Source organism: Phenylobacterium sp., assembly GCF_004299445.1.
Classification (GTDB): Bacteria; Pseudomonadota; Alphaproteobacteria; order Caulobacterales; family Caulobacteraceae; genus Phenylobacterium.
This window is the reverse complement of the sequence record NZ_SCTC01000022.1, coordinates 1-20,451: the sequence shown is the minus strand read 5'-3', so window position 1 is coordinate 20,451 and position 20,451 is coordinate 1. Positions and strand designations below refer to the sequence as shown.

Below are 20,451 nucleotides of genomic sequence, written 5' to 3'. Positions count from 1 at the left end.
GCGGCCGTTCAGCCCGCGGGGTCTCGCCCCGGTAGGTCGAACACCAGCAGCCCGGGCGCATCAAGCGGCAGCTGGGCCGCGACCTCGCCGGCCGGGTTCAGGATCGCCGTCGGCCCCCAGGCGATCCGGTCGCCGCGCGCGCCGGTCACGTCCGACGACATCATCCAAACGCCGGTCTCTCGGCAGCGCGCGCCGCGCACCGCATTATGCCGGTCCTTCCACGCCGTCGCGGCCGGCTGGCGCAGCATGTTGTTGGCCGGACACAGCAGCAGGGACGCGCCCTGCCGCGCCACTTCCACGGCAGCCTCCGGAAAGTTGGTGTCGAAGCAGATATTGATCCCGAACCGCAGCCCGCCAGCCTCGAACGTCGGCGTCTCTTCGCCCGCTTGAAAGCAACGCTCGCCAGGCAGCAGGTGACGCTTGCGGTAGCGCCCCTCGACGGACCGGCCCCGGATGACTACGGCCGTGTTGTACAGCACGCCGTCTTCCACCTCGATGAGGCCGACGACGGTCGTCGGCGCTTGGTCGGGCAGCGCGGCCAGGATCTCGCCGAACCGCGCCGAACCCAGATCCAGCGCATGGCGCCGCGCCGGCTCGTCTTCGGTAAGATAGCCCTGCAGATAGCCCTCCGGCAGGCAGAGCAGCGTGGCGCCTTCGCGCTGCGCCTGCATCATCACCTGGGCGAGATAGGCCAGGGCGCCGGCGACGTCCTCGCGAAACTCCGGCGTCTGCGCGGCGGCGACGCGGAACGATGCTGTAGCCTCCTTCATCGCATGACCCCCGCTTCCCACCTCAGAACACGCGTCCCGGCGAGTGACATCGCCGATCCACAGCCTATATCCACGGCATGATTCTCTCGCCGACCGCCCGGCCGTCCTCCGCCTTCAGGCCCGGCACGTGAGGTCCACCCCCGACACCCCGGCGCCGGGCCAGGAGAGCGTCTGGGCCTATCCGCGTCCGGCCCGGGCCGAACTCACCCAGGCTCATGTTCTCATCGAGCATGCCGGCGTGGTGGTGGCCGACACGCGCGCGGCGGTGCGCACCCTCGAGACCAGTCATCCGCCCAGCTACTACATTCCGCCGTCCGACATCGCCCCGGGCTGTCTGTGGCGCGCGGCGGGGAGCTCGTTCTGCGAGTGGAAGGGCCACGCCGTCTATTGGGACGTGGTGATCGGCGACCGGGTGCTGCCCCGCGTCGGCTGGAGCTATCCCGACCCGACGCCGCCGTTCGCGATCCTGCGCGACCATGTCGCCTTCTACGCCGCGCCCTTCGACCGCTGCAGCGTCGACGGCGAGACCGTCACGCCCCAGGCCGGCGGCTTCTACGGCGGCTGGATCACCTCGAAGGTCGCGGGGCCCTTCAAGGGCGGCCCCGGCAGTCTGGGGTGGTGAGGCGATGAGCGACGATCCCACCGATCCGCCCGGCCGCCCCGTCGCGACTGGTCGCCAGGTTCCCCGGGGACGGCTGTCGCGGCTGGGCCAGTTCGGCCGGCTGGCCGGGTCCGTCGCCGGCGGCATGATCGCCGAGGGCGGCCGTCGGATCGCGGCGGGCGAGCGGCCCCAGTTGCGCGACATGCTGCTGACCCCGGCCAACGTCGGCAAGGTCGCCGACCGGCTGGCGCACCTGCGCGGCGCGGCGATGAAGCTGGGCCAGATGATCTCGATGGACGCGGGCGACCTGCTCCCCGCCGAACTCTCGGCGATCCTGGCGCGGCTGCGCGACAACGCCCAGCATATGCCGGCGGCCCAGCTGCAGCAGGTCCTGGCCCGGGAATGGGGGCCGGACTGGCGCGGGCGGTTCCTGAACTTCGACCTTCGCCCCGTCGCCGCCGCCTCCATCGGCCAGGTGCACCGCGCGGTCGCCCGCGACGGGCGCAAGCTCGCCATCAAGGTCCAGTATCCCGGCGTCCGCGAGAGCATCGACGCCGACGTCGACAACGTCGCCACCCTGCTCAAGGTGTCGGGCGTCCTGCCGAAGGGCTTCGAGATCGCGCCGCTGCTGGACGAGGCCAAGCGCCAGCTCGCCGAGGAAGCCGACTACGAGCGTGAGGGCCGCCAGATGACGCGGCTGGGCGCCCTGCTCGCCGACATGCCCGAGGTGATCGTCCCCACCCTGGATCCGGATCTGACCACGACCGGCGTGCTGGCCATGACCTTCCTGGAAGGCCGGCCGATCGAGTCGCTCGAGACCGCGACCCAGGACGTCCGCAACGCGACGATGCAGACGCTGATCCGCGTGGTCCTGCGCGAGCTGTTCGAGTTCGGCGTCATGCAGACCGATCCCAACTTCGGCAACTATCGCGTCCAGCCCGGTTCGGGCCGCCTCGTCCTGCTCGATTTCGGCGCCGCCCGCGATGTCGCGCCGCAGACGGCGGCGGGCTATCGCGACCTGCTGCGCGCCACGCTCTCGGGCGACCGCGCCGCGGTGCGGGACGCGGCCCTGGCGGCCGGGTTCCTGGGCCAGGCGGTCGTGGCGCGTCACGGCGGCGCCGTCGACCAGATCATCGACGTGATCCAGGGCGAGCTCAGCCGCCCCGGCCTGTTCGACTTCGGCGATCGCCGCTTCGTCGAGGCCCTGCGCGGCCGGGGCGCCGAGATCGCCGCCGATTCCGCCGCCTGGCATCTCCCGCCGACCGACATCCTCTTCGTCCAGCGCAAGATCAGCGGCACCGCCCTCCTGGCCGCCCGCCTCAAGGCCCGCATCGACATCCACAAGACCGTCGAACCCTGGCTCGGCCCGCCCTCGACGCCGGAGACTTAGGCGACGCGCCAGGCGGCGTGCGCGGCGTCGGTTGACAGGTCCGTCGACGGCCAGACTATGCCCCGGCACGCGCGGCGCAACGCGCGGCGGCCTTTCAGTAACTCGGAGAAACGCCCTCATGTCCCAGCCCATGTCCTCGGCGGAGGAAGCGATCGCGTTCGTCCGTGCGCAGCGGGTGGAGGGCCGGTCGAAATGGCGCCGCCACGATGGGGCCGACTCCGGATCCGACTACAGCCTCTATCACGGCGCCTGCGGCATCATCCTCGTGCTGCTGGAACTCCACGCCGCCGGACGCGACGAGGGCGCCCTGGCGGAGGCGGTCGCGGCCGGGGAGGAGGTCCAGGCCTACCTGGCGCGCAAGGAATGGCTTTCCGTCAGCCCGTCGACGGGCTGGCCGGGTTACGCCTTCGCGCTCAACGAACTGGCGCGGGCGTCCGGGCGGGAAGATTTCCGGGCGACGGCGGCGGCCTGCCTGGACCGCCTGCACGGCCAGGCCACGCGCCTCGGCGCCGGGATCGGCTGGATCGAGCCCATGCCCTTCTCGGAGATCACGGGGCTCACCGGCGAGCGCGAGATCTACGACCAGTCGGTCGGTGCGGCGGGCGCGGGCCTCGTTCTGCTCTATGCCCACGCGGAGGGCCTGCACCCCGCCGCGCTGGAGCACGCGATCGCGGTGGGGGAACGGCTGCTCGAGGTCGCCGAACCCGATCCGGAGGGCCTGCGCTGGCGCATGATGGCCGACATGCCGTTCGACTTCACGGCGCCCAACTTCGCGCACGGCGGCGCCGGCGTCGGCTACTTCCTCCTGCAGCTTCACAGGGCGACCGGCGAGCCCCGCTACCTGGAGGCCGCGCGCGAGGCGGCGCGTTACACGCTCAGCCGCGCGACCGCGGCGGGGTCCGGCCGGCTGATCTGCCACACCGAGGAGGCGCGCAAGCCGATCTTCTACCTGGGCGCCTGCCATGGCCCGGCGGGCACGGGGCGCCTGCTTCTGGAACTGCACGCGGTCACCGGCGAGCCCCAGTGGCTGGACGCCGCGCGCTCGCTGATGGACGGCCTCGTCTCGACCGGCGCGCCGGAAGTCCGCTCCAAGGGACTCTGGAACAACTACGGCCAGTGCTGCGGCGACGCCGGCATCGGCGACTTCGCGCTGCTGATGGCGGCGCGGACGGGTGATGCCGCCTATCTGGATCTGGCGCGACGTTGCGCCCACGTCATCCTGGCGCAGTCGTCGGTGTCCGCCGCCGGCCGCAGCTGGCGCCAGGCGGAGCATCGCGACCGGCCCGACTTCGTGCAGGCCCAGACCGGCTACATGCAAGGCGCGGCCGGCATCGCCAGCTTTCTCATCCACCTGGCGACGACCGAGGCCGGCCGACCCGTCAAGATCGCGATGCCCGACTGGCCCCGGTAGGATCGGCGGACGCCCGTCACGGAATCATGCCTGAATCAGGACACACACCACAACTCAGTCCGAGCGGCGGAAGAAGTGGTGCGCGCCGCAGGCGCTGTATCGTTTGACCACGAACCACACGAACCACACGAACGAGGTTGCACCCACAGGCTCCCTGAGCGTCGAGCACCGTTCGTGTGGTTCGTGTGGTTCGTGGTCGATTCCAGCGGCGCTGACGCGCCCCCGCGCCTGGGTCAGCACACCGGCGCGGGGACGCAAACGACTTCGCTGGTCGAGGTTCACTGAGGGGCGCGCGGCCCTGCTTCCTGTCCCGACTTCGCCCCGGCTTTTGGCTCCTTGAGCAACCCCTTCACCCTCGCGATCGCCTTGCGTCTGAAAGGCTCGGTCGCTCTATCCACCACTATGATTTCAAGCGTCTGCAACAGTTGCGGCAGGTCGCCCCGATAGCCGCGATCGAGCAGTTCGTTGACCAGCTCCATTTGCCCGATCACGGCGGCGTGGATCACAACGTCGCGGCCGTTGGATTTCTTCATGGTCATGTCCGCGCCATGATCGAGCAGCGCGTAGAAGATGGCGAGGTTGCCGCGCGGCGCCCCATAGGTCAGCGCGATATCGAGCGCCGTGGCGCGACCGTTACCATCGGCGACATAATTGACCTCAGAGCCATGATTTATCAGCAACTTGACCGCATCGTCGCAATCGAGTTGCGCCGCCACCATCAGCGCGGACCAGCCGCCCGGACGCAACGGCTGGTTGGGCGATTGGCCCTGCTCCAGCAGCCTCTTGAGGCCATCCAGGTCCCCATCGATCACGGCCTTGAACAGCGGCGCAGCGGGCCCGTCGCGTTGGCCGTCCGGCACGGATGCGGACCGCCATGCAAAGTCCTTGTCCGCGGCCGGCGCGACGCAACGGGACGATCCGCCAATCGGCGTCTGACCCGTGCTCGCTGTTCCCCAGGCTCCTGCTAGCGCAGCGGCGGCGACAATCGGCCAGAGCATCATCCACCTCCCCCTCATCGCGCCCCGCACCCATCACATGGCCAGTCTCGGAAGCTGCCTCAGCACACCGGCGCGGGCGACAGGCGCTTGATCGTCACGTGTTCCTCGCTCGAGTCCCCGCCGGCCTTGTCGGCGCGGCGCTGGGTGAGCGAGAGGGTGCGGCCGTCGCGGATCGAGATCTGGGCCTCGGTGGTCAGGTCCTGGATCACGCCCGGCGTGCGCGAGGCGCTGATGCGCACCACCCGGACCACGCAGCCGGGCTTGCTGACCGTGATGTCCGACATCGCGCGGCCCGGCGGGCGGCGGCGGTTGTCGACCACTTCCGACATGCCCAGCGGGGCGGCGCCGCGCGGCTCCATCACCGCCATCAGGCGCACGTCGGCCAGCACCATGTCCTCGGCGGCGTTGATCGGCTCCTGGGCGAAGCGCTGGTGGTAGGTGTTGCGGATCGGGTCGCCGGGCGGGAGGCTGGCGTCCACCGCGGCCAGGACGCGGGTCTTGAAGTCGTCCCAGTTGTCGAGGCCGGCGATCATGCCGTCGCCCCGCACCCGGAACTCCAGCGGCACGCCCACCAGCGCCTTCAGCGCCGTGGCCATGGCCGGCCCCGAGCTGTCTGTGAGGCTGGCCGCCTTCAGGGTGTAGCGCAGGCGCAGGCCGTCGCCCGACACCCCCAGCACCTGGACCTCGAAGACCTGGGTGTTGGTCTGGGTGGCGTGGCCCTGGAGGGCGTTCTCGGAATAGCGGCTGTCCGACTGGAACCGATAGACGTCGCCCACCGCGTCGGCGCGGGTTCGCACTGCCACCGACGGCTTGTCCTCCGCCAGCGCCGGCGTCGCCGCCAGCGCCGCCGCGAGGATCAGGGCGGCCCTAGCGCCCAACGAAGTTCCCGGGCCGGCGCTCGGCCACCGAGCGGACGCCTTCCTGGAAGTCCTCGGTGGCGCGCAGCACGCTCTGCTTGGTGTGCTCGATATCGGTTCGCGCCTTGATCGCGGCGGCCAGGCCCTCGCGCAGGGTCTTGCGGGTCTCGACCACGGCCAGGGGCGCGTTCTCGGCGATCTCGGCGGCCAGGCGCAGGGCCGCGGCGCGCAGGTCTTCCGCCGGGACCAGTTCGTCGGCCAGGCCCATGGCCAGGGCCTCGTCGCCCTTCACGCGGCGGCCGGTCAGCATCAAGAGCGCCGCCTTCTGCTCGCCGACGATCCGGGGCAGGGCGTAGGTGATGCCGAAGCCGGGGTGGAAGCCCAGCTTCACGAAGTTGGCCGAGAAGCGGGCCTCGGGGCTGACCACCCGGAAGTCCGCCACCAGCGCCAGGCCCAGGCCCGCGCCGATCGCCGCGCCCTGCACCGCCGCCACGATCGGCGTCGCCACCGAATAGAGCCGCACGGCCTCGACGTAGAGGGCGTTGATCCCCGCCATGCCCGAGGCCACCGCATCCGTCGACGAGCTGAAGTCGGCCCCGGCCGAGAAGCTCTTGCCCTCGGACTGCAGCACGATGGCCCGGGCGTCGGGGTTGGCGTCGACCGCGTCGCAGGCGTCGGCCAGGTCGCGCATGAAGTCGACCGAGACGAAGTTGTGCGGCCCCCGGTTCAAGGTGACCACCGCCACATTGCCGTTGAGCGCGACGCTCACATGGTCGCCGAATTGCGTCTTCATCAGCGTCTCGTCCCCAACAGGTTTCTGGCCACGACCCACTTATGGACCTCGGTGGGCCCATCGTAGATCCGCATCGTCCGCAGCTTCGCCTGCATCAGCTGCAGCGGTAGTTCCTTGGTCATACCCATGGCGCCGAACGCCTGCATGGCGCGGTCCACGGTCTCGTACGCCATCTCGGTGGCGAACCACTTGATCATGCTGATCTCGGAGCGGACGTCACGCCCGTTGTCCAGCTTCCAGGCGCAGTCGTAGGTCATCAGCCGCGTGGCGTGGATCTTGGTCGCCGCCTCGGCCACCCAGAACTGGATCGCCTGGCGCTCGCTGAGCGGCAGCCCGAACGTCTTCCGCTGCGGAGCATACTCGATGACCATGTCCAGCGCCCGCTGCGCCATGCCCACCGACCAGGCCGCCATCTGGATCCGCCGCGTGCCCAGGCGCACCTGCATCGGCGCGAAGCCCTGGCCCTCCTGGCCCAGCAGCTTCCAGCCCTCGACCCGGCAGTCCTCCAGCGCGATCTCGTAGCTGTACTGCCCGCCCAGCATCGGGATCCGCCGCAGGATGTTGAACCCCGGCGTGCCCCGGTCGACCAGGAACGCGCTCATGCCCCCGCGCGCGCCCTTCTCCTTGTCGGTCACGGCCATCAGGATCGTGAAGTCCGACTCGGCCGCCCGCGTGATCCAGATTTTCCGGCCGTTAATCACCCAGTCGTCGCCGTCGCGCACCGCATAGGTGGTCATACCGGCCGGGTCAGACCCGGCGCCCGGCTCGGAAATCCCGATGGCCGAGCTGATCTTGCCGGCCACATACGGCGCCAGGTAGGCCTCGCGCTGGCGGTCGTTCACGGTCGCCATCAGCATCCGCAGGTTCGGGCTGTCCGGCGGCAGGGTGTAGGGGGTCATGCACCGCCCCATCTCCTCCTCGACGCCCACCATCGCCTGCATCGGCAGGTCAGACCCGCCCACGTCCTCAGGCGCGTCCAGGCCGAACAGGCCCAGCTCGTGAGCGCGGGCGTCCAGGCGGGCATGGTCGGCGGGGTCCAGGGTCATGCCCTTGCCCTCGGCCTCGCGCTGCATCACCCCGGCTTCCAGCGGCGCCAGCTCGTCGCGCACGAACTTCGCCACCAGGTCCTTGAGCATGCGGTGCTCTTCGGAAAGCTCGAAGTCCATGGCGCTTCCTCGTCTGCCTTTGTTCCGGGCCATTGAACAGGCCGACGCAAGGGGATACTAGCTCCATCGAGTTTCGCCCATATGTGGATGTCATTTCCATATATGTGGACGGTTGGCGTAAGGATCTGGGAATCGTGGCGGACGGCGCGGTCAAGTCGGCCCAGCGGGCGCTGGAGATCCTCGAGGTCTTCGCGCGCCACAAGCGGCCCCTGGCGCTGAAGGAGATCCTGGACGAGCTGGGCTATCCCACCTCGTCGGGCTCGGCGCTGATGAAGTCGCTCGTCCAGCTGGGCTACCTCGACTACGACCGCGAGCGGCGCACCTACTTCCCCACCATGCGCATCGCGGTGCTGGGCGCATGGGTGCCGGGGGCCCTGTTCGGCGACGGCCAGCTGCTCCCGGCGCTGGAAGACCTCCACAGGAAGACCGGCGAGACGGTCATACTGGCCGTCCAGAGCGACCTCCACGCCCAGTACGTCCACCTGATCCATTCGGCCGAGCCCCTGCAGGTCCGGGTGCCGCCCGGCACGCTGCGGCCCCTGGCCCGATCGGGCCTGGGCCTGGTCCTACTGTCCGGTAAGACCGACGCCGAGATCGAACGGCTGCGCAGGCGTATCAATGCCGCTGGGGAAGGCGGCGTACAGTCGCGCGAGGAACTGATGGCCCGGGTGGGCGAGGTGCGGGCCCGCGGCTACGCGCTCTCGAAAAACGCCATCTCGCCCGGCGTGGGCGTGATTGGCGCCGCCCTGCCCAAGGGGCCGTTCGGCCGGGTTGCGGCCGTGGGCGTGGCGGGCGCGGTCGCGCGCCTCGACGAGAAGAAGGATGCGATCGTCGCCGATCTCCAGGCGATGATCCAATGGCTGGAACACGCGTGAGAGGAATGAGATGACCGCCAGGACGTTCGCCGACAAGCCCACCGGCCCCTTGAGCGGCATCCGCATCCTCGACCTGACCAGCGTCGTGAACGGCGCCTACGGCACCCAGATCCTCGCCGACCAGGGCGCCGACGTGATCAAGCTGGAAGACCCGGGCTCAGGCCGCGGCGACGGCGGCGACATCATGCGCTGGGCCGGCCACCTGCCCGAGGGCGCGCCCAAGGGCATGGGCCCCATCTTCCTCACCATCAACCGCAACAAGCGCTCGATCCTGCTCGACCTGAAGTCCCCCGCCGGCAAGCGGGCGCTGACCAAGATCATCAAGGGCTGCGACGTCATCGCCTCCTCGGTCCGCTACGAGGGCATGAAGCGCCTGGGCCTCGCCTACGAGGATGTCGCGGCCATCAAGCCCGACATCGTCTTCGTCCACGCCGCCGGCTACGGCTCGGATGGCCCCTACGCGGGCGAGCCGGCCTATGACGACCTGATCCAGTCGGCCTCGGGCATGGCCGACATCCTGCCCCGCACCGACGGCGACCCCACCCCGCGCATCCTGCCCACCCTGGTGGCCGACAAGGTCTCGGGCCTGTTCCTGTCGCAAGCCGTCACCGCGGCCCTGCTGCACCGCGCCCGCACGGGCGAGGGCCAGTTCGTCGAGGTGCCGATGTTCGAGTGCGTGACCAGCTTCCTCCTGGTCGAGCACCTCTACGACCACACGTTCCAGCCGCCGACCGGCCAGTGGGGCTACCAGCGGGTGGTCAATCCCAACCGCAAGCCGTTCAAGACCAAGGACGGCTACATCGGCCTCCTGCCCTACACCGACAAACAGTGGGACCAGTTCTTCGACGCCGCCGGCTTCGGCGAGCAGGTCAAGAGCGACCCCCGCTTCGCCGACTACGCCACCCGCGCCAAACACACCCGCGAGCTCTACGGCATGATCGAACAGGCCGCGGCCACCAAGACCACTCAGGAGTGGCTCGATATCCTCAAGCCCCTGTCGATCCCGGTGGTGAAGACCAACCAGCTCGACGACCTCCCCGACGATCCCCATCTCAAGGCCGTGGAATTCTTCCAGACCTACGCCCACCCCGACGTCGGCGCCTACCGCCTCATGAAGCCCCCGGTAAAGTTCGCCAGAACCCCCAGCAACCTCCGCCGCCACCCGCCCAAGCTGGGCGAACACACCGACGAGGTGATGGCCGAGTTCGGGATCGACCTGGGGGAGGGGTAGGCCGGGGACACTACCCACCTGACCTTACCTCCCCCGCGAAGCGGCGGGAGGGGGACCACCCGCCGAGGCCGCAGGCCGTAGAGCGGATGGTGGAGGGGGCGGGCGGCCGGCAGAGCGCCTCAACCGTAAAGGCGGGTCCCATGTCGCGGCCGCGTTCGGCGAGCCGCTGTTCACCGGCCCGACGGCGCGCCCGACGCTCCGGTTGCGGAGGAAGCTTCGACCAACAGGGCTTGAGCCGTCGCCCCTGGGCGGCGCGCTTCAGTTTTCCGCGGGCGCCGTTCCGATCCCGCGCGGAGCCTCGGGTTGCACCTTGGCGCTCACCGTGGCTGGCTTGACCAGCCAGATCGCAGCAGCGCCGCCCGAGAATATCGCTGCGACCAAGAAGAAGAAGATTTCCGGAGCCGGCCCGCCGGTCGTTGCCCCGGATAGCCACGCGCCAATGGGACGACCAAAATTGGCTAGCGCCATGTAGATGGTGAACTGGGTGGCGGCGACGGCGGGTGAACAGAGGCGCATGGCTATGGGTATCGTCGCGGTCGCGATGGCGATGCCGATGAATTCCTTCGACCAGATCGCCAACGCCATGAAGCCGCCGTCGCTCCAGAGCGGCTTCCCAAGACCGAGGACCAGCATCAAAGCCGCCATCATCGGCAACAGGATCGCGAGAGCGCGCTGGCCCCCCAGCTTCGCGACCATCCATCCCCCGATCGTGAGGGCGAAGACAGCGGACCCGAGCTTTGCTGCTGCATTGACGCCCGTGTAGTCGGTCATCGTCCAACCGGTGAGCTCCCGGGTGAGCACTGGATAGTAGGCTTCAGTGCCCCCGATAGGGATGGCTCGGATCAGCAGGAATGGCACGAAGAACAGGCTCATGGGCAACAGGATCGCCCGGAAGCTCGACTTCAGGAGAGGGAGCCACGCATCGATCTGGATTTCTACGTTTCGGGGGTGAGCGGCCCCCTCTGACCAGGGCGTGAGCTTTTCCCCCGGACGCTCCCGCAACGCCAGGCCATAGGCCAGAACCACGGCGAGCCCGATGGCGCAGGCCGCGAAACCGGCGGCTATTCCATAGGTCTGGATCAGGAAGCCGCAGATCGCGCCGGCCCCGGCCATGCCGAGGGCCTGCGCCCCAAACATGACGCCGCCAGCCGTCGCCTGCTCCTCCTCGGTCATGATATCGACGGCCAGGCTGTCGATCGCCACGTCCTGGAAAGTCGTCGCCAGGCTGATGGCAAACGCCAGGCATGACAGCACGAAGACGTCCTGCCCCCCTGGCTGCAGCCCAAGACCCAGCAGGCAGCCAAGCACGATCATGGATTGAGCGCCGACGATCCACATACGTCGACGGCCCATCGGCAAGTAGGCGTAGCGATCGATGATGAACCCGTTCACCAGCTTCAGTGACCAGGGCAGCGATGTCATCCCGACAACTGCGGCGATCTGTGCTGGGCTGGCGCCGCTCTTGGCCATGTAGGCGGGAATAGCGACGTAGAAGAAGCCGAGGGGGATGCCCTGCGCCACATAGAACAGGAACACCGTGAGCATTCGTAGCCGCGGGCTTTCCACCAGCGGCAAGAAGCCCTGCGTCACCGGCAGGAACGCCATTCTGAACCCCCTGGGCCATCAGATGACGATCCGAGTACCGGGGCCGGTCAGGCGCCGATACGGCCAGAAAACGATGGTTTGCCGATGATTTGCCGATGTGGTTCCCGACGTGACGAATCCCGCGCTCGGGTCGCGGCATTCACCCTCGCGAAGGGGCTCTATCTCACCACGTCGTCCGCGCTGGTCGGGCAGCGTCGAGAGGGCGAGGGCGGCTCTTAAGCCAATTCCCGAAGCAGCGCCCTCGCCGCCTGAACGTCGGGGGTCTCATCGCCCGAGGCCATCACATCGAGCCGCGAGGTGAGCAGGGCTCGCGCGGCCTCCACGCTGCCGCGTCCGGCCATCGACCGCGCCAGACCGGTGGCGGCGCGCAGAGCATAGGCGGCGGCGCCCATGACGTCGGCCTCATCGATCGCGGCGCGAAAATCCCCTTCCGCTTCGGCGTGGCGTTGGAGCCGCAGGTTGATCTCACCGCGGCAGATGAGGACGTAGGGCCGATAGACGCGTTCGTCAGGGCTGGCTGCGAGCGCCTTGTCGAGGGTCGCGAAAGCCGCCTCCGGGTCGCCGTCCAGGGCCTGGGCTTCGGCGAGGTATGCCAGGAAGAGGGGCGCGGAGACCCGCGTCTGCAGCCCTTCGAGGTCGCCGATGGCCTGCTGGATCAGCCCTGCGCCTTCACGCGACGCGCCGCGTTGGGCGCTGGCCCAACCCAGCACGGCTCGCGCCCAACCGGCGATCTGGGGAAACCCCTTCTCCTCGCAAAACCGCACCGCTTCGGCAGCGATGGCCTCTGCGCGGGCGGCGTCGCGGAGGTTCACCTGCAGAAGCGCGTCCAGGGCCTCGGCGAACATCACCTCATAGGCGTTGTCGGCCTGTGCGGCCCATCCCCGGGCCATGGCCATCCGCTCGCGCGCCACGGCCGGCTGTCCCAGGCACCAGGCCAGCAGGGCGCCGTTGCAGAAGCCTATCGTGGTCGTGATGCGCTGGTCGTAGTCGCCCTCGGCCTGATAGGTCTGCCACTGGCGGTATTGCGCCTCGGCGGTTCGCAGATCCCCCGTGTAGTAGGCATGGTTGAACGCGGTGAAGGGCGCCATGGCGTGGGCGAACCGGAACCACTTTCGGTCCGTCTCCGGGCCGAGGCTGTCGGCGAAGGCCCGGGCCTGCCTGGCGTAGGCCGCCACCGTCGTCCAGTCGGCGGACATCAGGTGCAGCGAGAACGCCATCATGCGCATGCCGGTGTTGGCGCCCAGGAAACCGCCGCGCTCGGCCAGCGCGTGATTGCGTGCGCGCAACGCCACCGTCTCCGGAGACTGGTAGCCCTGGGTGGTCATCGTCACCTTGACGAGGGCGAGCCCCAGGTCGAGCTCGTGCTGATCGCGGGCGGGCGTCTCCGGCGTGGTGCTCAGCAGGGCCAGCGCGCGGCGGTAGTCGTCCTCGGCTTCGACGAAGGCGTGGCGGGCTTCGGCCGTCACGGCCGCCCGGGTCCAGGCGGTGATCGCTTCGGCGGCCTCGCCGGCTTCCGTCCAATGCCGGGCGATGACCTCGGGCCGCGCCTCGGCGAGGTCGGCGAACCGCGTCGTCAGGGTCCGAGCTGCGGCGGCATGCAAGGCCTGGCGGTCAGCCTCCAGCAGCCCCGCATGGGCCGCGTCCTGGATCAGGGCGTGCTTGAACTGATAGGTCGCCTCGGGCGCAATCCCCCGCACATAGATCAGCTCGGCATCGGCAAGCTGCGCCAGCCCCGCCTGCAGGTCGTGCTCCGAAAGCGACGAGACCGCGGCCAAGACGCCATGGTTGAACTGCCGGCCCAGCACGGACCCCAGCTGGGCGACCGCCTTGCCGTGGCCCAGCCGGTCCAGCCGCGCGGCCAGCGAATCCAGAAGGGTGGCGGGGATGAAGCCGGCCTCCACAGGACCGGGCGGGCGGTTGCCCTCGCCGTCGAGGATCAGGCGCGTCAGCTCCTCGGCGAACAGCGGCACGCCATCGGCGCGCCGGACCACCGCGTCGACCAGCTCGTCGTCCATCCCGGCGCGCGCCACCAGGCCGTCCACCAGGGCGCGCATCGGCCGTGAAGCCAGGCCCGCGAGCGTGATCCGGGTGTGATGCGAACGCGCCGGCCACGGCGCCTGGAACTCCGGCCGCGCCGTGCAGAGCAGCATCATCGGCGACGTGGCGCCCTGATCGGCGAGCATCTTGATCAGCTCGGCCGACGACGGATCGACCCAGTGCAGATCCTCCACCACCAGCATCAGGGGCCGCTCCTGAGACAAGGCGAACACCCAGGCCGCCAGCGCCGCGAGCAGCCGCGTGCGCCGCTCGTCCGGCGCCAGCGTCAGGGGCGGATAGGCCTGGTCGGTCGGCAATCCCAGAAGGTCCGCGACCAGCGGAACCGCGCCGGCGGGCTCCAGGCCCGCCCGCGCCATGGCCGCCTCGAGCGTCGCGAGGCGCTCGGCGGCGGTATCGGCGTCCCGCCAGCCCAGCCCCTGCCGCACCACCTCGGCCACCGCGTGGAAGGGCGTATTGGCGAAGAGCGGAGCGCCCGCGCACTCGATGCTCAGGTGCGCGCCATCCTGCACGCGCGCCATGAACTCCTGGACCAGGCGCGTCTTGCCGATGCCCGGCTCGCCGACCGCCACCACGAACTGGCCTTCGCCGTCCTGGACCCGCTCCCAACTCCCCAGCAGCATCCGCATCTGGTCGTCTCGCCCGACGAAGGGGCTGAGTTCGCGAGGCCCGAAGCCGCGGCCGGTCGCCACCGGGACGCCGACCGCGCGATAGAGCCGGGCGGCCGCGCCGGTCCCGTCGGGCGGCAACGCCCCGGACGGCTGCGCCGCGACGATGCGGGACACCATGTCGTGGACGGCCCCGGTCATGATCACGGCGCCGGGCGGGGCGCTGTCCTGCGCCCGCGCCGCCACGTCGGGGGCGTCGCCGAACATCTCGGTCTCGCCGGCCTCGTCACGGCCGACGACGACGATGCCGGCATGGATCCCGACCTGCACTGAGGCGCCGTGCGGCTTCATCCGCGCGATGTCGAGCCCGGCGCGCAGGGCCCGCTCGGCTGCGTCCTCCTGGCCGTCCGGGTAGCCGAAGTAGGCGACCAGCCGCTCGCCGCGGGCCCGTTCGACGTGCGCGCCGAACCCCCGCGCGACCTGCGACGCCTCGCGCCGCCACGCGCGGTTTGACGCGTACCAGGCTTCAGGCCCGAAGGCGGCGCCCGGTTCGCGCGCCAGTCCGCAGGACAGCACCGTCACGTGGCGCCGCTCGTCGCTCGCCGGCCTCGCGGCTGACGCGGCCGACGTCGGCGGGACCGACTCGACCGGTGGCCCAGGGTCAGCCGAAGCGTCCTCGTCCAGCCGAAAGCCCACCCCCCGAACGGTCAGGATGGAAAACGCGCCACGCATCTGGCCCAGCCGCCGCAGCGCCTGGATGCACCGGTTGATGGCGTCGTCGCCGACCACGACCCCCGCCCAGCAGCTCGCGATCAGATCGCCCCGCGACACCACCTCGCCGCGCCGGCGCGCCAGGGTGACCAGCACCTGCATGACGCGGGGCTCCAGCAGCTCGACGCCGCCGTCGCCCGCGACCTCGCGCGTCGCAGGCCGCACGGTCATCCCGCCCAGCGCGAACGCCGGCTCGTCCGCCAGTTGGCCCGCCCCTGTCGCCGTCAATGGATACTCATGCCCCGTTGCCCGCTCACCCGGCCCCGCCGGGTTCCCCGTCCCGAGGTTCGGCGACTTCCATTATGGATTAGCGGCGCCGGCGCCCCACGCCAAGAACGACGTTCCCCCCAAGTCCGCCCGCGCGCCATCGGCAAATCATCGGCGTCCCATCGTTTCGGCGTCGCAGAACCGGCCCGACGTCCCGCGGCAAGGTCCGCACCAGTGTCCCGCCTGGGACAGAGTCTGTGGTTTGGGGGTTTGTGATGAAGTTTGCAGGGTTGGGCGCGGTGCTGGCGCTCGTCTTGTCTGCGTCGGGCGCGTCCGCCCTCGCCGCGACCCACACCATCGTCTACGGCCCCGGCGCCTGCGCCGGCGGGTGCGTCAACGATGGCGACCAGATCTCCGAACTGTTCGGCAGCGTCCCCGACGTCGCGGTGCAGAACCTGCGGCTCGCCGACGGCTACGTTCCCGTCGACGGGGGGCTGAACTACTGGCCTGGCGACTTCAGCGGCAGCTCCGTGGCCTATGTCGAGGATTCGAGCGGGACCACCCGGGGCGCGGTGGCCCTGTTCAACAACAACCTGGGGGGCGGCTACATCACGCTCGTCTCGGCGGACTTCGGCGGCTACCCCAACGCGGCCGTCGACATCGGCTGGGAGCTCTTTTCGACGACGGGCACGATTTCCACCGGGTCGGTGACCACCAATCCGACGGCCCTGACGACGGTCAACTTCAACGTGACGGCCGCATACAACCAGCCGATCGTGCTGATCTTCGGCCCCGACGCCTACAACGGCGGCGTCCAGAACATCGTCTTCCGGTTCGACTCCACGCTTCCCGGCGCCGTCCCGGAGCCCACCACCTGGGCCCTGATGATCGCCGGCTTCGGCCTGGCGGGTGCGAGCCTGCGCCGGCGGGTGAGGGCGACGGCCTGACGCGCTGGCGGCACCTCAGCGCGCAGACGCTGCCGTCCGGCGCGGTCAGCACTTCCACGGCTCGGCATGTGGAGGGGAGAGGTCGTCCCCGAGCCCACAGGGTAGCGGTTGCGCAGAAGCATAAGACCGACAACCACTATTCGCACCAAACGACGCGGCCTCGTTTCAACCAGAAATGAGACCTGCATCCCACCTTGAGCCAGACCGACGGCGTGAGGCTCGCGGCGCCATCTTCGTCCACTTCGACATCCCATCGCGGCTTGGCCTCTGGGATGACGAGGAGTTCGATGGGGCGGCGACAGCCGCACGGGCACCGGAACCCTACGCACCAGTCTTCGCCGTCCTCGCGAGCCAGGACCAGATCACGGCGTGGGAGAGTACTGGGCAGACTGTCCCCTTCGATCAGGCGAAGCCGCCGCGAGGGCGCGATGCGCGCCCAGCTGCGGCGCCACCAGCGACCAAGGTTCACCGCCCACCTCGGCGACGCGGCGCGAGGGAGGGCAGGCCTAGTAGGGGCTCCCGTGCTCCGCGGCCTAGTACCGGGTTCTCGGAGACAGGAAAGTCATCTTCGGCGGTGAACTCCTCTTCGCAGGCGGCGAGGCTAAACGCCGTCCTAGCGTAGAGGCGGTTGGGCTCCAGCCGGAAGGGATAGGCGCGCGCGATGAACTCGTTCACGCAAGCTGACGCGGCTCGCATGTTAAGGGTGATGACCGCGGGGGCTTCCTCGACCAAACCTTTGATGTAGCCGGCTTCCAACTCTTGCTGATGTGCCTCAGGAGCGTGTCGTCGCAGGTACTCGGCTCTCAGGCTCTCCGGGCTGTAGACCCCGCGATCCAGCAGCGTGGAGCGCCCGGGCTGGACGTAGTCAACACGACCGCACACATCCGCGATGGCGACACCGTCGCCAGCTTGGCGGACCGGGATCACCACGCCTACGTCGAACAACGGGATCGCGAAAGCGCTGGCCAGGAGGTCTGCGATCTGGCGTGCTTCTAGAGTATCAACGCAGCAGAAGATCACGTCAGCCTGGCTGGCCGCCAGGATGGCCTCGCGGGTCAATACGGAAGCCGGGATTGGCTGGGCGACATCCCCCGCCCGATAGGCCGCGACCGCCTCCGCGAACATCTCCACCTTAAGCCGCCCGTCCTGGGCGTCGCGAATGCGAGAATTCAGGATCCGATTGAGGTTCTTCAACTCTAAGCGGTCAAAATCAATCAGCGTGACCCCGCCGAATCCAAGGCGCGCAAGCTGCTCAGCAGTGATCGAGCCAGTTCCAGACACGCCGATCACGGCGGCCCGCAGCCGACCAAGCTCGCCGCTCATGGCTCCGGTAAAGGCGACGGGCCTCCGCGATGGACCCGTCAACCGTGCGCCATCCTCCCACCAGTAGAGCAGGTCGTGGCCGGCTACAGTGACTAGGTCGATGGGCCGGGGCGAAATGGCATGGTCGTAGAGGCGCGCGCGGACTGCGCCATCCGCGGTCATGATCGCTGATCCATGCATGTCACCGTGCGCATGGAGCAAGCTCGGCATGACCTGGCGGTCGCTGGCGTCGTCCGCATCGGAGAAGGCGAACAGACCACCTGGGTGCGAGTGGATCAGCACAAGAGCCAAGCTGTCCTGCTCTGCCCGATCCAGTGCATCCTCCAGGTAGGCGCCCGGCCAGGTGATGGCATCTCGCTCCCGCCGGCCGCAGGCGCTGTGCGGAATGAATAGCGCCTCTCGAACCAGGAGCCGGCGCCGGGGTTCAGGCGTGCGGGCGCACAGGAGGATCGCGGCTGCTTCCAAGCCGTCCGGCGGGAACAGATGCTGGCGCGTGTCCTCGTGCAGGACGCCGGCGAAGGCCAGGGTGGTCTCCGGGATCATTCCCCCACCTCCTTGGCAAGGGCGGCGTCCACCAGGGCAAGCTGGGTGGCGACATTGTCGAGCGACGCATTCCAGGGCGTTAGGCCGCGGTTGCGGGACCAGCCATGGAACTCTTGGCCATCGATAACGCCGCGCATCTGGGTGCTGGGGATTTGGCCGCCTGCCGCCAGCGCCAGCGGCGGAAATGCGTAGAACCCATAGATCTGCGCGCCAGGATAGGTCGGCGGAACCTCAAGGCTCAGCAGAATGCGCTTCACCGTGTAGCCGGCCGGCACCGGGTAGTCGTGGACCAGCAGCCAGCGCCGTTCACCCTGGATCAGGGTCTCCCAGCGCAAAGCCAAAGCCGCCAGATGCCGGTCGTCAGCCTCCAAGAGATCAAACTCGCGGCGAGGCGCGGGTGGGATCTCGCCGTTGTTCACCTCTTTCGGGGTCAGCCGCAGCTTCTCGATGCCCGGCGTCCTAAGGTCGACCGTATCCCCCAGTTCGACGGCGCGCTTGGGTTGACCGGCCACCTTTAGGAAGATGTGCCAGCCCTGATCGGGATTGAAACCCGCTTGGACCAATGCGTCCCGGACGACGATCGTCGGCACCGGTACGTCCAGGACAACTCCCTGCACGTTCAGCTTCCAGGTCGGCTTGCGGCCGGCGAACGACTCCACGCCAGGCGCGTCGAGATCGACCAGCTCATACGGCTCGATCTGCCTGTCAGGCTCATCCGTCCGCTCGAGGAACACCGCCAAGTCGGGGGCGATCCGGCCCAGCTTGCGGATTACCGCGCCCGATATGACGCGGCACGGCCAATCGAAACGCTCTCCGTCGATGAGGAGGCGATAGATGCGGTCGCTCGCGACCACTACAAACCGCCCATCGCTCTGGCGGAGATCCGCCACCTCGTCGGGCCGGATGTCTTCCAGCTCACCGTTGGGGAGGAACTGCAGGACGGTCGCCTCCTGGTTCGGTTTGACGCCTGCCACGGAGGCTATCTGCGCGCCGGTGGGCGTCAGATCCGAGATCGTCAGCGACCGGAAGGTCAGCGTCTCGTCAGCCACTTCGATGTTGTGCCGCGCATCACCGCGAGAGAGCGCGGCCTCGGGAAGATTGCTCATCGTGATCTCCACGTCGCCGGCCAATCGCCGGTATCGCTAACGTGAGAACGCGCGCTAAGTTCGTCAAGCAATATTTAGCGCGCTTGACAGACTTAGCAGTTCGGTCCATAGAAGCGACCGTCGGATTTTGCGTCTGGCGGTCCAGCAAGGAGGATTGATGACCGATGGGAAAAACAACGAACCAGCCCCACCGAGCAGACTAGGACAATTCCTAAAGAAGGCGCGTCAGGACGTAAGGATGTCTCTGCGAGAGGTCGAAGAAGCCACTGGAAGAGAAGTGTCTAACGCTTACTTGAGTCAGCTCGAAAGCGGGAAGATCACCAAGCCTTCTCCACACATACTTTATGCTTTGTCGACGTCTCTCGGGGTTGCGTATGACGCTCTGATGGAACATGCAGGATACATCGTGCCCAACTCACCGAGGACTGAGGGCGAGAAGCACGGCAGAGCCGCGACTTTCGCAATCGATAATCTCTCCGCTGAGGAAGAGGCCGAACTCCTCGATTACCTGACTTACATCCGCTCTAAACGGAGGTAGCGAATGCCAAAGCCGGACGATTCGAGTTTGACGCCCGGCCAATTGGCACGTGTTCGTAAGGAAGCCGAGCGCGCGCTGCGTGAAGCAGGCGCGCTCGGTGTTTTTCCAACCCCGATTCACCTGATCATGGCTGCGGCCAAGGTTGAGGAGGTCAGAGAAGACGTTCTCAACCCAAGTTTCATCGCCAGACTTAGGGCCAAGGCCGGCGCGGCCGGCGAAGCAATAAAGCGAGCGGCTGGAAAGGTTCTGGGCCTTTTCCATGCCTCCGAAGGCCTAGTCTTCCTCAACCAGACTCTGATCGCCGTGAAGAAGCGATTCGTGCGCCTTCATGAGGCGGGCCATGGCTTCCTGCCATGGCAGCGGCCGATCTACGCCGTGGTGGAAGACTGTGAAAAGGCGTTGGACGGCTCAACAGCCGAACTATTCGATCGCGAAGCCAACGTCTTTGCCTCGGAGGTGCTCTTTCAACTCGACGCATTTAGTGAGATGGCGAACGACGAGCCTTTCGAGATATGGACGCCCGTCAAGTTGGCACGTCGATTCGAGGCGTCGAACTATGCCGCGATCCGCCAGTTTGTAGCCAAGAACCACCGTGCATGCGCAGTGGTGGTCCTGAACATGCCCGAGCTTGTTGAGGGCTACGGGTTCCGAGCGGC

General features: G+C 68.6%; 18 protein-coding genes. 8 read left to right on the top strand and 10 right to left on the bottom strand.

Going from position 1 to position 20,451, the window contains the following annotated elements; all coding sequences use genetic code 11:
• Window positions 1–8: 8 nt before the first annotated feature.
• A complete protein-coding gene (locus EPN98_RS06050; RefSeq protein WP_293361540.1) occupies window positions 9–770 on the bottom strand; it encodes a carbon-nitrogen hydrolase family protein in 762 nt (253 codons plus the stop codon).
• Window positions 771–897: 127 nt separating this feature from the next.
• On the opposite strand from EPN98_RS06050, the gene EPN98_RS06045 reads away from it, so the two are divergent.
• From EPN98_RS06045 to EPN98_RS06035, 3 genes are all read left to right on the top strand, one after another.
• Entirely contained in the window at window positions 898–1,392 is a 495-nt protein-coding gene (locus EPN98_RS06045) for a DUF427 domain-containing protein (protein WP_293361538.1), read from the top strand.
• Between the two features lie 4 nt (window positions 1,393–1,396).
• Window positions 1,397–2,761: an AarF/ABC1/UbiB kinase family protein gene (locus tag EPN98_RS06040; RefSeq protein WP_293361536.1), complete on the top strand. Its 1,365-nt coding sequence runs from the start codon at window positions 1,397–1,399 to the stop codon at window positions 2,759–2,761.
• Window positions 2,762–2,879: 118 nt separating this feature from the next.
• Complete coding sequence (locus tag EPN98_RS06035) at window positions 2,880–4,172, top strand: lanthionine synthetase LanC family protein (RefSeq protein ID WP_293361534.1); 1,293 nt, start codon at window positions 2,880–2,882, stop codon at window positions 4,170–4,172.
• A 278-nt stretch (window positions 4,173–4,450) separates the two neighbouring features.
• Here the strand turns inward: EPN98_RS06035 and EPN98_RS06030 are convergent, their stop codons facing one another.
• The 4 genes from EPN98_RS06030 to EPN98_RS06015 are packed head-to-tail and all read right to left on the bottom strand — an operon-like array spanning window position 4,451 to window position 7,986.
• Window positions 4,451–5,173 (bottom strand): ankyrin repeat domain-containing protein, encoded by a 723-nt coding sequence (locus EPN98_RS06030; protein ID WP_293361532.1) that lies wholly within the window; start codon window positions 5,171–5,173, stop codon window positions 4,451–4,453.
• 56 nt (window positions 5,174–5,229) lie between these two features.
• Window positions 5,230–6,048, bottom strand: a complete 819-nt coding sequence (locus EPN98_RS06025) for a hypothetical protein (protein WP_293361530.1) — start codon at window positions 6,046–6,048, stop codon at window positions 5,230–5,232.
• Window positions 6,038–6,820, bottom strand: a complete 783-nt coding sequence (locus EPN98_RS06020) for an enoyl-CoA hydratase/isomerase family protein (protein ID WP_293361528.1) — start codon at window positions 6,818–6,820, stop codon at window positions 6,038–6,040. Before EPN98_RS06020 ends, EPN98_RS06025 begins: the two co-directional genes overlap by 11 nt.
• The gene (locus EPN98_RS06015; RefSeq protein ID WP_293361526.1) at window positions 6,820–7,986 is read right to left on the bottom strand and encodes an acyl-CoA dehydrogenase family protein; all 1,167 of its coding nucleotides are present in this window, start codon (window positions 7,984–7,986) and stop codon (window positions 6,820–6,822) included. The genes EPN98_RS06020 and EPN98_RS06015 overlap by 1 nt, the downstream gene beginning before the upstream one ends.
• Before the next feature lie 134 nt (window positions 7,987–8,120).
• On the opposite strand from EPN98_RS06015, the gene EPN98_RS06010 reads away from it, so the two are divergent.
• Together EPN98_RS06010 and EPN98_RS06005 are read left to right on the top strand one after the other, a co-directional pair.
• A complete protein-coding gene (locus EPN98_RS06010; RefSeq protein WP_293361524.1) occupies window positions 8,121–8,861 on the top strand; it encodes an IclR family transcriptional regulator in 741 nt (246 codons plus the stop codon).
• 10 nt (window positions 8,862–8,871) lie between these two features.
• Window positions 8,872–10,092, top strand: a complete 1,221-nt coding sequence (locus EPN98_RS06005; protein WP_293361522.1) for a CoA transferase — start codon at window positions 8,872–8,874, stop codon at window positions 10,090–10,092.
• A 258-nt stretch (window positions 10,093–10,350) separates the two neighbouring features.
• Here EPN98_RS06005 and EPN98_RS06000 read toward each other — a convergent pair whose 3' ends face one another.
• Together EPN98_RS06000 and EPN98_RS05995 are read right to left on the bottom strand one after the other, a co-directional pair.
• Entirely contained in the window at window positions 10,351–11,697 is a 1,347-nt protein-coding gene (locus tag EPN98_RS06000; RefSeq protein ID WP_293361520.1) for an MFS transporter, read from the bottom strand.
• Window positions 11,698–11,912: 215 nt separating this feature from the next.
• Window positions 11,913–15,359 (bottom strand): AAA family ATPase, encoded by a 3,447-nt coding sequence (locus EPN98_RS05995; RefSeq protein WP_293361518.1) that lies wholly within the window; start codon window positions 15,357–15,359, stop codon window positions 11,913–11,915.
• A 254-nt stretch (window positions 15,360–15,613) separates the two neighbouring features.
• On the opposite strand from EPN98_RS05995, the gene EPN98_RS05990 reads away from it, so the two are divergent.
• A complete protein-coding gene (locus EPN98_RS05990; protein WP_293361516.1) occupies window positions 15,614–16,285 on the top strand; it encodes a PEPxxWA-CTERM sorting domain-containing protein in 672 nt (223 codons plus the stop codon).
• Between the two features lie 136 nt (window positions 16,286–16,421).
• Here EPN98_RS05990 and EPN98_RS24500 read toward each other — a convergent pair whose 3' ends face one another.
• The 3 genes from EPN98_RS24500 to EPN98_RS05980 are packed head-to-tail and all read right to left on the bottom strand — an operon-like array spanning window position 16,422 to window position 19,257.
• The gene (locus tag EPN98_RS24500; protein WP_366558460.1) at window positions 16,422–16,754 is read right to left on the bottom strand and encodes a DUF6527 family protein; all 333 of its coding nucleotides are present in this window, start codon (window positions 16,752–16,754) and stop codon (window positions 16,422–16,424) included.
• Window positions 16,751–18,151, bottom strand: coding sequence for a ThiF family adenylyltransferase (locus EPN98_RS05985; protein WP_293361514.1), 1,401 nt, complete (start codon window positions 18,149–18,151; stop codon window positions 16,751–16,753). Before EPN98_RS05985 ends, EPN98_RS24500 begins: the two co-directional genes overlap by 4 nt.
• Entirely contained in the window at window positions 18,148–19,257 is a 1,110-nt protein-coding gene (locus tag EPN98_RS05980; RefSeq protein WP_293361512.1) for a multiubiquitin domain-containing protein, read from the bottom strand. Before EPN98_RS05980 ends, EPN98_RS05985 begins: the two co-directional genes overlap by 4 nt.
• A 157-nt stretch (window positions 19,258–19,414) precedes the next feature.
• On the opposite strand from EPN98_RS05980, the gene EPN98_RS05975 reads away from it, so the two are divergent.
• Window positions 19,415–19,795, top strand: a complete 381-nt coding sequence (locus EPN98_RS05975) for a helix-turn-helix transcriptional regulator (protein ID WP_293361510.1) — start codon at window positions 19,415–19,417, stop codon at window positions 19,793–19,795.
• Between the two features lie 3 nt (window positions 19,796–19,798).
• Window positions 19,799–20,451, top strand: a 653-nt coding sequence (locus EPN98_RS05970; protein WP_293361508.1) for an ImmA/IrrE family metallo-endopeptidase, incomplete at its 3' end; no start/stop codon positions are given.

Bases quoted from the DNA above. Each gene is read 5' to 3' on its own strand.
- EPN98_RS06030 (WP_293361532.1), bottom strand. From the start codon at position 5,173: ATGATGCTCTGGCCGATTGTCGCCGCCGCTGCGCTAGCAGGAGCCTGG.
- EPN98_RS06040 (WP_293361536.1), top strand. From the start codon at position 1,397: ATGAGCGACGATCCCACCGATCCGCCCGGCCGCCCCGTCGCGACTGGT.
- EPN98_RS06015 (WP_293361526.1), bottom strand. From the start codon at position 7,986: ATGGACTTCGAGCTTTCCGAAGAGCACCGCATGCTCAAGGACCTGGTG.
- EPN98_RS06005 (WP_293361522.1), top strand. From the start codon at position 8,872: ATGACCGCCAGGACGTTCGCCGACAAGCCCACCGGCCCCTTGAGCGGC.
- EPN98_RS05985 (WP_293361514.1), bottom strand. From the start codon at position 18,151: ATGATCCCGGAGACCACCCTGGCCTTCGCCGGCGTCCTGCACGAGGAC.
- EPN98_RS05980 (WP_293361512.1), bottom strand. From the start codon at position 19,257: ATGAGCAATCTTCCCGAGGCCGCGCTCTCTCGCGGTGATGCGCGGCAC.
- EPN98_RS06050 (WP_293361540.1), bottom strand. From the start codon at position 770: ATGAAGGAGGCTACAGCATCGTTCCGCGTCGCCGCCGCGCAGACGCCG.
- EPN98_RS05975 (WP_293361510.1), top strand. From the start codon at position 19,415: ATGACCGATGGGAAAAACAACGAACCAGCCCCACCGAGCAGACTAGGA.
- EPN98_RS06000 (WP_293361520.1), bottom strand. From the start codon at position 11,697: ATGGCGTTCCTGCCGGTGACGCAGGGCTTCTTGCCGCTGGTGGAAAGC.
- EPN98_RS06035 (WP_293361534.1), top strand. From the start codon at position 2,880: ATGTCCCAGCCCATGTCCTCGGCGGAGGAAGCGATCGCGTTCGTCCGT.
- EPN98_RS05990 (WP_293361516.1), top strand. From the start codon at position 15,614: ATGAAGTTTGCAGGGTTGGGCGCGGTGCTGGCGCTCGTCTTGTCTGCG.
- EPN98_RS06020 (WP_293361528.1), bottom strand. From the start codon at position 6,820: ATGAAGACGCAATTCGGCGACCATGTGAGCGTCGCGCTCAACGGCAAT.